This window comes from Chryseobacterium sp. ERMR1:04, assembly GCF_001297705.1.
Lineage (GTDB): Bacteria > Bacteroidota > Bacteroidia > Flavobacteriales > Weeksellaceae > Chryseobacterium.
On record NZ_LIRF01000003.1, the window covers coordinates 85,121 to 99,694 of the forward strand.

Consider the following 14,574-nt stretch of genomic DNA (forward strand, 5'->3'; position numbering starts at 1 on the left):
AAATAACCATTTATGGAAATTTTAGATACACTTAATAAAACACTGTTGAATAAAAATGGGAGTGATTGTCTGTTGGATATTGCTGTTTATATACAGCAGGCTTCAATGTATGCTCAGATTGAAAACATCGTTTCGGTGTTGAGTGATATGCAGGGCAATAAAAGTTATGTCTTTACTTCCAAATCGGCATTAGAGCTAGGATTAAATTTCAAGGAAAATCCTACGGTGATAGATTCAATTTGGGAAGAAGAGATTTTGAAGAAAATACATCCTGACGATAAACTGAAAAAATACATCCATGAGTTGCGTTTTTTTAAACTAATGGACTCTTTTACACCTGAAGAACGCATCAATCACAATGTGGTATCCAGAATTCGGATGAAGGATAAAAATGATGAGTACAGGTTTGTGCAGCATCGTATGTTTTACACCTATTCACCCTACAATAACAAGCTGAGATTTGCACTGTGCTTATACAGCATTGCGCTGGATCAATCGGTCCTTTTACCATCAGATTTTTTAATTATAGATTCTTCCAAAGGAGAAGTGGTGGTGGAAGACAAATTAAACTATAAAAATATCTTATCTCAAAGAGAATTGGAGGTGCTGAAATTTGTAGGCGAAGGTTTTACAAGTAAAGAAATTGCTGATTTTCTTTTCATCAGTGTGAACACCGTAAGCCGTCACCGTCAGAATATTTTAGAGAAATTAAATGTGAAGAATTCTATAAAAGCATTTAATGGTGGTTTTTCTGGATTATGATGATTAATTTAATGTGAATTTTGTAATACGTTGATTTATTTTTGTTAAATAATTATATATTGTTAAAAATAACAGAATATTTCATGAGAAAGTGAGATGATTACGGAGGTAGTCGTCTTTTTTTATCCTGTTTTGTTGAATTATTTTTACATTTTCTATTAATTTAAAGTGAAATACACCCTCTTTTCAGGGGTTAAAATTGATGTTAAAACGTTGTGGTAGAAGTGAAATGCACTGATTTTCAAATTGTATGATTAAAATATTGTATGCATAGCAAAATTTAATAGGAAATTAAAAGTCTTCAAGGTGAAATAATCCTATATTTGTTATTTAAACAGCTAACGAAATTAAGGATGAAAATTAACTTTACAACAGCCACTTTTAGGGATTTTGAAAATATCCCAGATTACAACATCTCTCAAAGAGCAGAAATCTTTTACGAATTTCTAGAGTACATGAAATCGAACGGGCACATGAACTACAGATTGAAAAATACAACAGGAACCAATTCTCTGGTTCATGTAAATATTGCCAATAAAGATAGGGAATATGTCAGTTTTGTTTCTAGTGATTATTTAGGGTTTACACAGCATCCCAAAGTAAAGCAGGCAGCGATTGAAGGGATAGAAAAATACGGAACCGGAACCGGGGCTACACCGCTTATTGGTGGGTATTTTGACTATCATAATGACCTTGAGAAAAAAATATCTTCTTTTTTTGGAAGAAATGAAGAAGAAGCTGTCGTTTTTACGACCGGATATACCGCTAATAGTGCTACATTGCAATGTCTGATGCAGAAAGAGGATATTGCTATTTTAGACATGGCCGTACATGCAAGTGTGCATGAAGGATGTGCTTTCACCAATAAAAAAACGTTCCCTCACAACAATTTAGAGGCTTTGGAACACATTTTGAAGACTTCTGAAAACCTTTATCGCACAAAACTCGTAGTTATAGATGGAGTATATTCACAGGACGGAGATGCTTCTCATGTAAAAGAGATTTATGCATTGGTAAAAAAGTATAACGCTTTCCTGATGGTGGATGACGTACATGGAGTAGGGATTCTTGGAGAAACAGGAAGAGGAACTTTAGAAGAAGCGAATTTATTAGACAAAGTAGATATTATTACCGGAACTTTTAGCAAGACCTTTGGTAATTTAGGAGGGTATGTTATTGCAGATAAAAAAATAGCTGCAATTTTAAGATTCCAATCTCGCCAACAAATTTTTTCTGCAACGGCACCGCCTTCTTCAGCAGGAATTCTTAAGGCGATTGATTTAATTGATGAAGAACCTATCTGGAGACAGAAACTTTGGGAGAATATCAATTACTTTAAAAAAGGATTGGATGATTTGGGACTGGATACAGGAATTACACGTTCTGCTATCGTTCCCGTAAAAATTGGAGACCCTTTTGTAACAGGAGACGTTGGAAGACTACTCATTGAACAGGGAATTTATACAAACCCTATTTTATACCCTGCTGTTGCCAGAAAAGATGCCCGCATCAGAATGAGTGTAATGGCAAGACATGAAAAAGAACATCTTGATAAAACGCTGAATGCGTTTGAAGATATCAACAAAAAATTGCATATTGCAAAAAAATAAAATAATACGAGTATTATGCCCAGAAAAGTAGTGCAAGGCCCTATCAGGGACAAAGAAAAAACTAAACAAAAATTACTTGCCGCAGTTGGTAAAATTTTAAGAGTAAAAGGTTACTCAGGTTTAAAAGTAAGTAAGATTGCAGCTGTTGCTGGCTTCGACAAAAAACTTATTTATGAATATTTTGGAAGTACTGATAAATTAATTGACGAATATATCAAGTCTCAGGATTATTGGACGAAGTTTAATCAGACGGAGGAAGTAGATCTTTCCGACGGTGGTAAAGAGCTTTCTAAAACTGCAGTACTTAACCAGTTTGAAAACCTGAAGAAGAACAAAGAACTTCAAAAGATTATTCTTTGGGAACTTTCAGAAAGTAAACCTATTCTTAGAAAATTAGTAGAACAGCGTGAAGAAGTAGGAGATGTGTTGTTTCAACATATTACCGATCCTCATTTTGGTGAGAATGCTACTAGATACCGAGCAATTATGGCTTTAATTATTTCTGGAGCTTACTACTTAAATCTTTATACAGGGTACAATGCCAACAAGTTTTGCGGTATTGATATGAAAACTGATGAAGGAAGAGCAGAGATCGAAAAAGCAATTGTTGAATTGATCGATTTTGCATACGAGGAAAAAAAATAACTTATTAAAAATTTTCCATTTGTTAAAAACTAAGGTTGAGCAGAAATTTTGAAAATTTAAATTTTCAGATTAGAACTATATTTCTTATTTTTGACCAATGGAAAATTTTATCGTATCTGCAAGAAAATATCGTCCTCAAGAGTTTGACACTGTTGTTGGGCAATCTCATATTACAGATACGCTAGAACATGCTATTGAAGAAAATCAGTTGGCCCAGGCTTTACTGTTTTGTGGACCTCGAGGCGTTGGTAAGACTACATGTGCCAGAATTTTGGCAAGAAAGATCAACGAAAAAGATGGTTCCGTTTCAGAAGATGGTTTTGCGTATAATATCTATGAATTGGATGCTGCATCCAATAACTCGGTTGATGATATCAGAGAGTTGATAGATCAGGTACGTTTTGCACCTCAGGTTGGTAAATACAAAGTATATATCATAGATGAGGTACATATGTTATCTTCTGCTGCCTTCAATGCTTTTCTTAAGACGCTGGAAGAACCTCCTGCGCATGCAATTTTTATTCTGGCAACTACAGAAAAGCATAAAATAATTCCGACCATTTTATCGCGTTGTCAGATCTATGATTTCAAAAGAATTGTGATTGAAGATATTCAGTCGCATCTAAAGAATATTGCTCATAAAGAGAATATTCAATATGAAGACGATGCTTTATATCTTATCGCTCAGAAGGCTGATGGTGCTTTGAGGGATGCCCTTTCTATATTCGACAGACTTTCTACATTTTCTCAAAAAAATATTACACTGGCAAAAGCTGCCGAAGTGCTTAATATTTTAGATTATGATCAATATCTTACAATTGTAGATTTTGCCAAAGAAAATAAAATTCCTGAAGCTCTTTTTGCTTTTAACGAAATTGTAAAAAAAGGTTTTGATGCCCATATCTTTATTGCAGGACTAGGAAGCCACTTTAGAGATCTCATGATGGCTCAGAATACTTCCACAATCGATTTGATTGAAGTAGGGGAAAAAACAAAAGCCAAATTTGTTGAACAGGCCCGGAAATGGAACGCCCAACAATTAATAGATGCTATTGAGATTTGTAATCATGCGGATATTAATTATAAAAATTCTAAAAATCCAAGACTTACAGTAGAAATTGCTTTAATGCAATTGGCTTCTTTAACGGCTAATATAGACGTTACAAAAAAAAAAAGTTCTTAATACTGGCGCCATTCCTTCATGAAAAAATTGAAGTAGTAATTCCGCAACAATCACAAGAAAAGAAAGAAGAAACAGTTGTAAAACCACCTGTTGTAGATAACTCTGAGGAAGTGGTTGTTAAAAAAACTTCCAAACCATTATCAAGACAAAGTACCTCTTCCGGCTTCAGCATCAATTCTTTTATGAACAAAGAAGAGAAGGTAGAAAAAAAGGAAGATGAAAATCTTGCGATAAAAACGGACGATCTCCCAAAAAATCATTTTACCGAAACCGATTTACAAATGGAATGGAATTTGCTACTAAAACAAATGCAATCCAAGAATACATTTGTTTTTAATGCTATTAAGGCTTTTAAATTAGTTAAGATAGATGAACATAATATTCAGGTTTCCTATCCTTCAGATTCTGCAAAAGTAGAATTTGATAAGATAAGCGGAGAATTTTTTAATCATTTCAAAAGAAAAGTACATAATTATTCTATTGAAATTGAATACAAAAGAGACTTCGAAAGCCTTAAGGTTGAGGTTGTTACCAAGAAAAGTATATTTGAAAAGTTCATTGAGAAAAATCCTTTGTTGAAAGATCTTGATGATTTAATGAAGTTTGATTTGTCATAATTTTATATATTTGCAAAGTCAATTTGTTTAAAATAACTTTTTAACAAGTACAAATTATTATTATTTAATAGCTAGAATAGAAGATTCACACCATAAAAGTGGAACAAATTATATTACATAAACCTAACTCTAAAAACCTTTTTGGTTTTGCAACTGCTGATTTTTTTAGCAGTTATTTTGGTTTATCGTTTAGCTATCTTAGAAATTTTAGAGAGTATTATCGATTTTATTGGTATAGCTAACTAAATTTCTTTCTCAAAAAATAATACAAGGAATAATTTGATTTTCTATCATCATTCCTTCTCCCACTAAATTTTTTTAACGGCATTTTTTTGAAAGAAATTATAAAGAAAACTTTATAAGGAATTTCCTGTTTGTATATAATATCAAAATAATTAAAAATAAAATAAATTAACAAGATGAATTTAAGAGATTTAAAAAACGATTGGATCAATGAGTTTTCACAACCAATGATTATCGCAGGACCATGTAGTGCGGAAAGTGAAGCGCAAATGTTGGAAACAGCAAAGAGGATTAAAGAAACAAATGCGCAGGTTCCTATTTTCCGTGCAGGAATTTGGAAGCCGCGTACAAAACCAAACGGATTTGAAGGAGTAGGAGTAATTGGTCTTAACTGGCTAAAGAAAGTAAAGGAAGAATACGGGTTTAAAACGGCTACAGAAGTGGCAAATGCACACCACGTTTTTGCAGCATTGGAAGCAGATGTGGATATTCTTTGGATTGGGGCACGTTCTACAGTAAACCCATTTACGGTTCAGGAAATTGCAATGGCGCTAAGAGGAACAGAAAAAACCGTATTGGTTAAAAACCCGGTAAATCCAGATTTAGCATTGTGGATCGGAGCATTAGAAAGATTGTTAGGACAAGGTATTGAGAACCTTGGAGCGATACACAGAGGTTTTTCTACCTACCAAAAAACAAAATACAGAAACAACCCGAACTGGCAGATTGCATTAGATTTCAAGAGTCAGTTCCCGAATATTCCGATGTTGATTGACCCTTCTCACATCTGTGGAAACAGAACAGGATTGGCAGATATCACACAGGAAGCAATGAACGTTGGTTACCAAGGTGCTATCATTGAGTCTCACTGTAATCCTGATGAAGCTTGGAGTGATGCATCACAGCAAATTACGCCTGAAGTATTAGCTGAATTAATCGGAAATCTAAAAGTTAGAAATTCTGGATTGGCAGGATTTGACGGTGAAATGGGAAGACACAGAACATTGATTTCTGATCTGGATTTCCAATTGATCGAACTTCTTTCTCAAAGAATGAAAATTTCTGAAAAAATCGGGAAGTTGAAGAAAGAAAACGATATCGCTATTTTCCAGCCGGAACGTTGGAAAGTAATTACAGAATACGCTACACAAAAAGCAAAAGAAACAGGAATGTCTCAGGACTTTATTGAGAAAGTTTTCAAAGCAATTCATGAAGAATCTATTGAAGTGCAGAACAGCATTATGATAGACAGACAATAATTAGATTTGGGGCTTAGGAGTCAGGGTTTACGGTTGAGTTTAATTTTATCAAATTTTTCTAACATCTGGAGCCTTAAATCCTAAGCCCTAATTCCTAATTCCTTATATTTGCACCATCTTAATATATGAAAGGGAAAATCATTAAATCTACAGGAAGTTGGTATCAGGTTTTAGAAATGGAAACCGGTACAATTTTCGAGGCCAGAATTCGAGGCAAATTCAAATTAATCAAAACGAGATTAACCAATCCGCTTGCTGTAGGAGATTTTGTGGAATTTCAACTGGAACAGGATGATGTCGCTTGGATCACTAAAATTGAACCGAGAAGAAATTATCTGATCAGAAAATCAGTGAACCTTTCAAAAGAAGCACACATTATTGCCTCTAATATTGATGTAGCGTGCTTTATTTTTACCCTGAAGCATCCTGAAACATCCCTTGGATTCTTAGATCGATTTTTGTCGTGCTGTGAAGCATACAATATCGAACCTTTGATTTTGTTCAATAAAATTGATGTTTTAAATGAGGATGAAATAGAACTGGTAAAAGATATTGAGTTTCTTTATCAGGAAATAGGATACAATTCATTAGAAATTTCATCGTATTCTCAACTGAATCTAGATGATCTTCAATTGCTTTTAAAAGACAAGACTTCCGTATTCTTCGGGCATTCCGGATGTGGAAAATCTACGCTGGTAAATGCATTACAGCCAGGTTTGAATATCAGAACATCTGAAATATCAGACACTCATCTTAAAGGAAAGCATACCACGACTTTTGCACAAATGCATTTCTGGAACTTTGGAGGAAATGTGATTGATACTCCAGGAGTTCGTGAATTTGCAATGATTGATATTGAAAAAGAAGAGGTGCAACATTATTTCCCTGAAATATTTAGAAAGAGAAAAGAATGTAAATTTCACAACTGCATGCACATTAATGAACCAAAATGTGCTGTTCTTGCAGCATTGGAAACTGGAGAAATTCAACATTCAAGATATTCTACCTATATCAAATTAATGGACGAGGCGGATGAATTAGCCCAAAAATAATTCTTTAATGAACTCAGGAAAAAATATTCCTATCCATAATCTAACATTTGAAAAATTTCAAGTGATGAAGCTGGAGAATGGTCATCCTGAAAATTTTCATGACATTCATCGGCATAATTTTTTCGAAATTATCTGGTTTCAGGAAACTCATGAAAACAGTCGGTTAGAATTAGATTTCAAAGAATATTCCATCAAGAATAATCATATTTGCATTATTGCGCCAGGGCAGGTTTTCAATATGAAACTGCGTGGCGAGAAAGGTTTTGTTTTTGCCATAAGTAGAGAGATTTTTCAGGAAGTTTCTGAAATAGAAGTGATCCTTGAAAGTGGAACGCACCCTTTTATCTTAGATTCCGAAAGTTATACAACCTGTCAGGTTATTGCTGAATTAATCCGCGAGGAATATCAACTCCCGGATCAATCTTATAAAAGCCTACTTAAGAGCTTTTTGTATCATTATTACCGAGCAGCTTACGACTTCGGATAATATTATAAAAGCCTACTTAAGAGCTTTTTGTATCATTATTACCGAGCAGCTTACGACTTCGGATAATATGGGTAATGACAATGTAAGAATTCAACAGCTCGTTGCGCTTATTGAAGAACATTACACGACGCAAAAAGATACCACATTTTATGCTGAAAGATTAAGCGTAAGCAATCATCACCTTAATGATATCGTTCGTATTTTAAGAGGAACAACTGTAAAAAAGATGATTGGTCTGCGTCTTTTGCTTGAGGCTAAAAGAGAATTAAGCTTTGGAGCTTTAACAGTAAAAGAAGTGGCCTTTAAATTAGGGTTTAATGATGCTTCTTATTTTTCCCGTTTCTTTAAAAAACATACAGGATATAACCCTGAACAGTTTAAAAATTCTAACATTTAAGACTTAAAATTAATCCTCAGTTTGTGCTTTACTTCCCTCAGTTCTTGTATGGGAAGCTATTCTTTTTTAAAGGAATTTTGCCAGCTGTAAAGCCTTCATGGAGTTGGTTAATGATTTATAAAAATTCTTTATGAGAAACTTAAGTATTATTGTTTTTATTCTCGCCCTTTTAAACACGCTCGAATCGTTGAGCATCGATCTGTATTTGCCTGCCTTTCCGATGATGGCACAAATTTTCCAGACCGATATTGGGCATATTCAAATTTCCATTTCTATATTTTTCGCAGGTTTTGCAATAGGACAGTTGTTATGGGGACCTTTATCTGATAAAAAAGGAAGAAAACCGGTATTGTATATTGGTTTGGGTCTTTTTATTATAGGGGCGTTAGCGATTTATTTCACCACGAATATATTTGTATTGTGGGCTATGCGTTTTTTACAGGCTTTTGGTGGAAGTGCCGGAATTGTAATCGGAAGGGCTATTGTTATCGATCTTTATGACAAAGAAAAAGCGGTGACTATTTTCTCTAAACAATCCCAAATAAGCGGAATTGCTCCCATTGTAGCTCCTTTGCTGGGAAGTGTGTTCCTAAGGTTTTGGGGATGGAATAGTGCCTTTAGTTTTTTAAGTATTTTAGGCGCTTTAACGCTAATTCTGGTCATTAAATATATTCCGGAAACCAATTCAAGAATTACCTCTCCTGATACTGCAGCAGATGAAGCAAAATTAAAAGACCAGCTAAAAGTAATAATTTCCAATAAAGATTTTATTGCCAATACAGTGATTGGAAGTAGTGCTTTTGCTTCTTTGATTATTTATATTTCAAATGCTCCGTTATTATTTATGGAGATCCATGGTTTTTCTAGTGAAGTTTTCAGTTTTATATTTGCGTTTAATTCATTGGCCTTAATATTTGCAGCTTTCATAACTCCAAAATTAATACGGAGAATAAAAGATACAAAAATATTATTGGCAGCCACGGTGCTTTTGTTTTCTACGAATGTGTTGCATTTCTTTATTTCTGCTTATAATCTGCCAGTAAGTTTAGAAATCGCCATGTTGTTTTCATCTTTAATCGCAATAGGACTTTTATTTCCCATTACAACAGGTCATGCTTTGTCACCTTTTAAGGAAGGGCGAGGTACGGCAGCAGCATTAATGGGGTTTACACAATTAATGGTTACGTTCATAATGTCTGCATTGGTGGGGTTTTTAGAGTCAAAATCAATTATGCCAATGATTATTACACGAATCTTACTTGGACTAATAGCAATGGGCTTGGCGTATAAAATTTATGATCGAAAGAAACTTATGGCATAAAACCTGACAATTGGTTATGATTTGTGACAGAATGTGCCATAACTGTCATTAAAAGCGGGATGAAGGGAGAATATTCTGTTGCTTTTTCTTGAAAATAAAATTAAAAAGATTTTGATTTTTGTTTCATTGCTTTAAAAAGAAGCTGAATGATAAAGATTTTTGAATCGATCGTTTTCTTTGTAATAAATATGATAAGTCTTATCTGAATTTAGAGGAAATAAAAAACCCAGCCGAAGCTGGGTAAAAACTAATAACCATGAAAACTCAAATTAAACATGAGAATCGGAATAGAATAAACAATTACTGTGCCAACTTTTATTTCCGTTTCTTAATAAAAGTTATTTTTATGTTAAAAAAAAATTAAAATTAAAATCAAAAATATTTTTTGTAGTTTTGCGGCATTAAAAAAATATACATTTATGTCTAACATTACATTCACTATGATTAAGCCTGATGCTGTTGCAGACGGACATATCGGTGCTATATTAGGTAAAATTTCTGAAGGAGGTTTTAAGATCAAAGCGTTGAAATTAACTCAACTTACTGTTGCTGACGCAAAAAAATTCTATGAAGTACACGCAGAAAGACCTTTCTACGGAGAATTAGTAGAATTCATGAGTTCAGGACCAATCGTTGCTGCTGTTTTAGAAAAAGACAACGCAGTTGATGATTTCAGAACTTTAATCGGAGCTACTAATCCAGCTGAAGCTGCAGAAGGTACCATCAGAAAGATGTTTGCTAGAAGCATCGGAGAGAATGCGGTTCACGGTTCAGATTCTAACGAGAACGCTCTTATCGAAGCTCAATTCCATTTTTCTGGAAGAGAGATTTTCTAAGTAAGAATTTTCTTTTACAATAAAAAAATCCAGAAGTAATTCTGGATTTTTTGTTTTTTTTTATGCCATGTTGTCCTGTTTTTTGGCAGATTTATACGCTGTTTTCAATAATACCTACTTTTTTCCAGATACAATTCTATAGTTTTTTCTATCAGTATCACAATGGTAATCATGTCCTTATCAAATCTTTCTTTGGGAATATCAATGTAAATAATTCCGAGCCGGTCGCTCCCACATCATTTACTGTAAATTTTATGATGATCATAGAAGCTTCTTTAATGATTCACAATCTGGTAATCCCATTTTTTATTTCTATTAATACAATAAGCCTAAAGTTAAGGTAAATGGTGTGTTTCTTTTTTGAAAGTACGCTACAGGCTCTTGGTTTTGGGCTAAGATTGATTTTAGACAATACTTATTGGCAATCATAAAATAACCATTGAAAATAGAATAAAATCGTATTCTGTGGTGGCAATTATGAATGCTTAAAGAAAATAATAAATGTTTGATATATTGATTATGAATTTGAAGGATCGTTTTGTTAAATGTAAAAATGGAATAATAATTGTAATTTCCCAATGAAATTTAAAGTATGAAAATTCCATCATTATTAATGGCAAGTTTATTTGCAGTAGGAGCGTCTGCACAGACTACAAAGCCAACGCCAAAAAAGGCGAAGAAACCAGTAAGTAAAATAAAAAAAGATACGGTGCCAAAGCCTATTGTGAAAAAAGATACCATTGTAAAATATTCTGGACACGGCTGTCCTGCATGTGGAATGGGATAATTAATGAGAAAGGCACTTTTAGGATTATCAATGATGGCAGAACCAGATTTTGTTACTGCCATTTTACCTCTTTTGGAGAATAGTGAAATTGAGGTGTTAGAATGGTCATTTGATACTTTCTATGGGGTAGAAGAGCCGCAATGGCTCAGTAATCTCCTCAATTTTTATGCTGAAAATAATCGGCTTATTGGTCACGGAGTGTATTACTCGCTGTTAAATGCAGTATGGACTGATCGTCACCACGAATGGCTGGAAAATCTAAAAACGGAAACTCAAAAACGTAGGTATACTCATATTACGGAACATTTTGGGTTTATGAATACTGAGAATTTCCATCAGGGAATTCCTCTTCCTTTACCATTGAATGCTGTCACATTACAGACGGGAAAAGACAGGTTACAACGTCTTCAAAATGTATTAGATGTTCCTGTAGGAATAGAGAATCTTGCTTTTTCATTTTCAAAACAAGATGTAGAAGAGCAAGGTGAGTTTTTGAGCAGGTTAATTGAAGATGTTGATGGATTCCTAATTTTAGATCTGCATAATATATATTGTCAGGCTCATAATTTTGAGATTGATATGAAGGAGCTTATTCGTTTATATCCTCTTGATCAAGTAAAAGAAATTCATTTGTCCGGAGGAAGCTGGCAGGAAAGTATTTACAGCAAAGATAAATATGTGAGAAGGGATACCCATGACGACTGTATTCCTGAAGACATCTTTCAGATTCTTCCTTATGTTTTGAAGCAATGTAAGAATCTTGAATATGTTATCATTGAAAGGCTTGGAAATACAATTGGGGCGGAAAAAGATAAAGCTTCTTTTATCAAAGATTTTAGAAGAGCAAAAAAAATCATTGATGCGATAAAGCTTCCTTTGCTTACGAACCATTGGATTAAAAAAGAAAAGAAGATTGTTGAACCTTTTGAAGATCATCTTCTTTTTGAGGATCAGAAAAAACTAACCAAACTTCTTTGCGAATCAAATACGCCGGAAGATATTATGACTGAAAAACTTCATTATTTCAAGTCAGAAGATTGGAATAAAGAGATGATTAATACTGCTAAAAATATCATTAAAAAATGGAATTCTTATTGATCAATTGAATCTGTTGATGTTGCTATTTTACGATTGAAAAAATGAAGCCAGAGGAAGATCGATTTTGAAAATTGTTTATTTTTTGAATATCACCGATTTTAGGAAATGTAATTTGTTTGTTTTTAATGATTTACAATTTATGGTGTGGTAGGTAATAGTGAAAATATTTTTCGCTAAAAACTTTCAATAAGTAAAAATACGTAATGAAAATTCAGTGTTTTTACGGATTTTTTATTTGAAAATATTGTTGATCTTTACATCAGCATTAGAACATAAGGATTTAAACACTAAGGCTTAAAAAACGAAACTAATAACCATCATAAGCTCAGATTATGAGAAAGAAGAAAGGCAGCCCCCCAAGAGCTGCCTTTTTCTATTTTTAGCGATTAAAAGACTTAGATTTTTAAAAGCTCAATGGTTCTTTCAGGATTTTCTGTTGAGAAAACTGCATTTCCGGCCACTAAAACATCGGCTCCAGCGTCGAAAAGTTTAGAAGCATTGTCTAAATTTACGCCTCCGTCTATTTGAATAAGAGCGGTGGAGTTGTTACTTAAGATCATATCTTTCGTTTCAGCGATCTTCTTGTAAGTGTTTTCAATGAATTTCTGTCCTCCAAATCCTGGATTTACACTCATTAATAATACAAGATCTACATCAGCAATGATATCTTCCAGCATCAAAACAGGTGTTGATGGGTTTAAAACAATCCCTGCTTTTGCTCCCAAACTTTGGATATGGTGAATCGTTCTGTGAAGATGAGTACATGCTTCATAATGAATAGAAACAAGATCAGCACCGTGGTTGATGAATTCTTCCACATACTTTTCAGGCTCTACAATCATTAAATGTACGTCTACAAATTTCTTAGCATACTGCTGAATTGTTTTCATCACAGGAAAACCAAATGAAATGTTGGGTACAAATCTGCCGTCCATTACATCCACGTGCAACCAGTCGGCTTGAGAATTGTTTAGCATTTCAATGTCTCTTTGCAGATTCCCAAAGTCTGCAGATAAAAGGGAAGGAGCAATAAGCTTTGTTTTCATTTTTACTTTTTATACTTTTATTTAGATTTTAGATTCAAAACACTCAATATCAGATTTAAAAAATTACCTAATAATTTAATCTGATATTGAGTGTCTGGTATCTAATGTCTTATCCTAATGATATTTCAACTTCATTTCAGGCTTTATTTCCAGAATCGTTTCGTAGATCAACTTAATCACATTGGCTACGTCTTCTTTGGATACCATTTCTACCGTTGTATGCATATAGCGTAACGGTAAAGAAATTAATGCGCTAGGAACTCCACCATTAGAGTGTGCGAAAGCATCTGTATCAGTACCTGTAGCTCTGCTTGCTGCTGCTCTCTGGAAAGGAATCTTATTGGTTTTTGCAGTGTCAATAATCAACTCTCTGATTACATGATGTACGCTTGGAGCAAAGAAAACAACAGGCCCGTCACCACACTTCTGGTCGCCTTCTTTTTTCTTTTCGATCATTGGAGTCGTTGTATCGTGGGTAACATCGGTTACGATAGCAATATTGGGTTTTATGGTATCTGCGATCATATCAGCTCCATATAAACCTACTTCTTCCTGAACAGAATTGGTGATGTACAACCCAAAAGGAATCGTTTTTTTGTTTTCTTTTAAAAGTCTTGCCACTTCAGCGATCATAAAACCTCCGATTCTGTTGTCTAACGCTCTGCAGACAAAGTAGCGGTCATTCATTTCGAAGAACTCGTCAGGGTAAGTAATCATGCATCCAACGTAAACTCCCATTTCTTCAACTTCTTTTTTGGTGACCGCACCGCAGTCGATAAAAATGTTGTCAATTTTAGGAATGGGTTCGTTCTGATTGGCTCCTCTTGTGTGAATTGCCGGCCATCCGAAAACTCCTTTTACGATTCCGTTTTCTCCGTGAATATGTACCACTTTTGAAGGCGCAATGGTCTGATCTGAGCCTCCATTTCGGATTACATAGATCAATCCGTCATCGGTGATGTAATTTACGTACCAAGAGATTTCATCAGCATGTGCTTCAATTACTACTTTAAATTCGGCATCGGGATTGATTATCCCATAGCACGTTCCGTAATGATCTACTTCAATTTTATCAACATAAGGTTTAATATAGTCCATCCAGACTTCTTGACCTTTGTGTTCATAACCGGTTGGTGATGAAGTGTTTAAGTATTTTTCTAAAAATTTCAAAGATTTCTTCTCAAATTTCATAAAAAGGAATGATTTTTGCGTTTAATTTTCGTTATAATAC

General features: G+C 34.1%; 15 protein-coding genes. 13 read left to right on the forward strand and 2 right to left on the reverse strand.

Annotation, left to right across the window (positions count from 1 at the left end):
* Window positions 1-12: 12 nt before the first annotated feature.
* The 13 genes from AMQ68_RS00475 (at window position 13) to AMQ68_RS00535 (ending at window position 12,297) form a co-directional block, all read left to right on the forward strand.
* Window positions 13-762, forward strand: coding sequence for a response regulator transcription factor (locus tag AMQ68_RS00475; RefSeq protein ID WP_054508678.1), 750 nt, complete (start codon window positions 13-15; stop codon window positions 760-762).
* Window positions 763-1,115: 353 nt separating this feature from the next.
* On the forward strand, window positions 1,116-2,372 hold the full coding sequence (locus tag AMQ68_RS00480) for an aminotransferase class I/II-fold pyridoxal phosphate-dependent enzyme (RefSeq protein ID WP_054508679.1): 1,257 nt from the start codon (window positions 1,116-1,118) through the stop codon (window positions 2,370-2,372).
* Window positions 2,373-2,387: 15 nt separating this feature from the next.
* Window positions 2,388-3,017: a TetR/AcrR family transcriptional regulator gene (locus tag AMQ68_RS00485; RefSeq protein ID WP_054508680.1), complete on the forward strand. Its 630-nt coding sequence runs from the start codon at window positions 2,388-2,390 to the stop codon at window positions 3,015-3,017.
* A 97-nt stretch (window positions 3,018-3,114) separates the two neighbouring features.
* Window positions 3,115-4,200: a DNA polymerase III subunit gamma/tau gene (gene dnaX, locus AMQ68_RS00490; RefSeq protein WP_054508681.1), complete on the forward strand. Its 1,086-nt coding sequence runs from the start codon at window positions 3,115-3,117 to the stop codon at window positions 4,198-4,200.
* A 110-nt stretch (window positions 4,201-4,310) separates the two neighbouring features.
* On the forward strand, window positions 4,311-4,817 hold the full coding sequence (locus AMQ68_RS00495; RefSeq protein WP_241775014.1) for a hypothetical protein: 507 nt from the start codon (window positions 4,311-4,313) through the stop codon (window positions 4,815-4,817).
* A 419-nt stretch (window positions 4,818-5,236) separates the two neighbouring features.
* Window positions 5,237-6,319: a chorismate mutase gene (locus AMQ68_RS00500; protein WP_054508682.1), complete on the forward strand. Its 1,083-nt coding sequence runs from the start codon at window positions 5,237-5,239 to the stop codon at window positions 6,317-6,319.
* Window positions 6,320-6,444: 125 nt separating this feature from the next.
* Window positions 6,445-7,371 carry a ribosome small subunit-dependent GTPase A gene (gene rsgA, locus AMQ68_RS00505; RefSeq protein ID WP_054508683.1) on the forward strand — a complete coding sequence of 309 codons (927 nt, stop codon included), beginning with the start codon at window positions 6,445-6,447 and terminating at the stop codon, window positions 7,369-7,371.
* Between the two features lie 7 nt (window positions 7,372-7,378).
* Complete coding sequence (locus AMQ68_RS00510; RefSeq protein ID WP_054508684.1) at window positions 7,379-7,858, forward strand: hypothetical protein; 480 nt, start codon at window positions 7,379-7,381, stop codon at window positions 7,856-7,858.
* A 67-nt stretch (window positions 7,859-7,925) separates the two neighbouring features.
* On the forward strand, window positions 7,926-8,255 hold the full coding sequence (locus AMQ68_RS00515; RefSeq protein WP_054508685.1) for a helix-turn-helix domain-containing protein: 330 nt from the start codon (window positions 7,926-7,928) through the stop codon (window positions 8,253-8,255).
* Window positions 8,256-8,385: 130 nt separating this feature from the next.
* Entirely contained in the window at window positions 8,386-9,576 is a 1,191-nt protein-coding gene (locus AMQ68_RS00520; protein WP_071254635.1) for a multidrug effflux MFS transporter, read from the forward strand.
* Between the two features lie 419 nt (window positions 9,577-9,995).
* Complete coding sequence (locus tag AMQ68_RS00525; RefSeq protein ID WP_054508687.1) at window positions 9,996-10,412, forward strand: nucleoside-diphosphate kinase; 417 nt, start codon at window positions 9,996-9,998, stop codon at window positions 10,410-10,412.
* 592 nt (window positions 10,413-11,004) lie between these two features.
* Window positions 11,005-11,199 (forward strand): hypothetical protein, encoded by a 195-nt coding sequence (locus AMQ68_RS00530; protein WP_054508688.1) that lies wholly within the window; start codon window positions 11,005-11,007, stop codon window positions 11,197-11,199.
* A gap of 3 nt (window positions 11,200-11,202) precedes the next feature.
* Entirely contained in the window at window positions 11,203-12,297 is a 1,095-nt protein-coding gene (locus AMQ68_RS00535) for a DUF692 family multinuclear iron-containing protein (RefSeq protein WP_054508689.1), read from the forward strand.
* Between the two features lie 395 nt (window positions 12,298-12,692).
* Here AMQ68_RS00535 and rpe read toward each other — a convergent pair whose 3' ends face one another.
* Window positions 12,693-13,343 (reverse strand): ribulose-phosphate 3-epimerase, encoded by a 651-nt coding sequence (gene rpe / locus AMQ68_RS00540; protein WP_054508690.1) that lies wholly within the window; start codon window positions 13,341-13,343, stop codon window positions 12,693-12,695.
* 114 nt (window positions 13,344-13,457) lie between these two features.
* Window positions 13,458-14,534 (reverse strand): M28 family peptidase, encoded by a 1,077-nt coding sequence (locus AMQ68_RS00545; protein WP_054508691.1) that lies wholly within the window; start codon window positions 14,532-14,534, stop codon window positions 13,458-13,460.
* Between the last annotated feature and the right edge of the window lie 40 nt (window positions 14,535-14,574).

Coding starts and splice junctions, on each gene's coding strand:
- AMQ68_RS00515 (WP_054508685.1), top strand. CDS start 7,926: ATGGGTAATGACAATGTAAGAATTCAACAGCTCGTTGCGCTTATTGAA.
- AMQ68_RS00520 (WP_071254635.1), top strand. CDS start 8,386: ATGAGAAACTTAAGTATTATTGTTTTTATTCTCGCCCTTTTAAACACG.
- AMQ68_RS00480 (WP_054508679.1), top strand. CDS start 1,116: ATGAAAATTAACTTTACAACAGCCACTTTTAGGGATTTTGAAAATATC.
- rpe (WP_054508690.1), bottom strand. CDS start 13,343: ATGAAAACAAAGCTTATTGCTCCTTCCCTTTTATCTGCAGACTTTGGG.
- AMQ68_RS00535 (WP_054508689.1), top strand. CDS start 11,203: ATGAGAAAGGCACTTTTAGGATTATCAATGATGGCAGAACCAGATTTT.
- AMQ68_RS00530 (WP_054508688.1), top strand. CDS start 11,005: ATGAAAATTCCATCATTATTAATGGCAAGTTTATTTGCAGTAGGAGCG.
- AMQ68_RS00545 (WP_054508691.1), bottom strand. CDS start 14,534: ATGAAATTTGAGAAGAAATCTTTGAAATTTTTAGAAAAATACTTAAAC.
- AMQ68_RS00500 (WP_054508682.1), top strand. CDS start 5,237: ATGAATTTAAGAGATTTAAAAAACGATTGGATCAATGAGTTTTCACAA.
- AMQ68_RS00475 (WP_054508678.1), top strand. CDS start 13: ATGGAAATTTTAGATACACTTAATAAAACACTGTTGAATAAAAATGGG.
- AMQ68_RS00510 (WP_054508684.1), top strand. CDS start 7,379: ATGAACTCAGGAAAAAATATTCCTATCCATAATCTAACATTTGAAAAA.
- rsgA (WP_054508683.1), top strand. CDS start 6,445: ATGAAAGGGAAAATCATTAAATCTACAGGAAGTTGGTATCAGGTTTTA.
- AMQ68_RS00485 (WP_054508680.1), top strand. CDS start 2,388: ATGCCCAGAAAAGTAGTGCAAGGCCCTATCAGGGACAAAGAAAAAACT.
- AMQ68_RS00525 (WP_054508687.1), top strand. CDS start 9,996: ATGTCTAACATTACATTCACTATGATTAAGCCTGATGCTGTTGCAGAC.
- dnaX (WP_054508681.1), top strand. CDS start 3,115: ATGGAAAATTTTATCGTATCTGCAAGAAAATATCGTCCTCAAGAGTTT.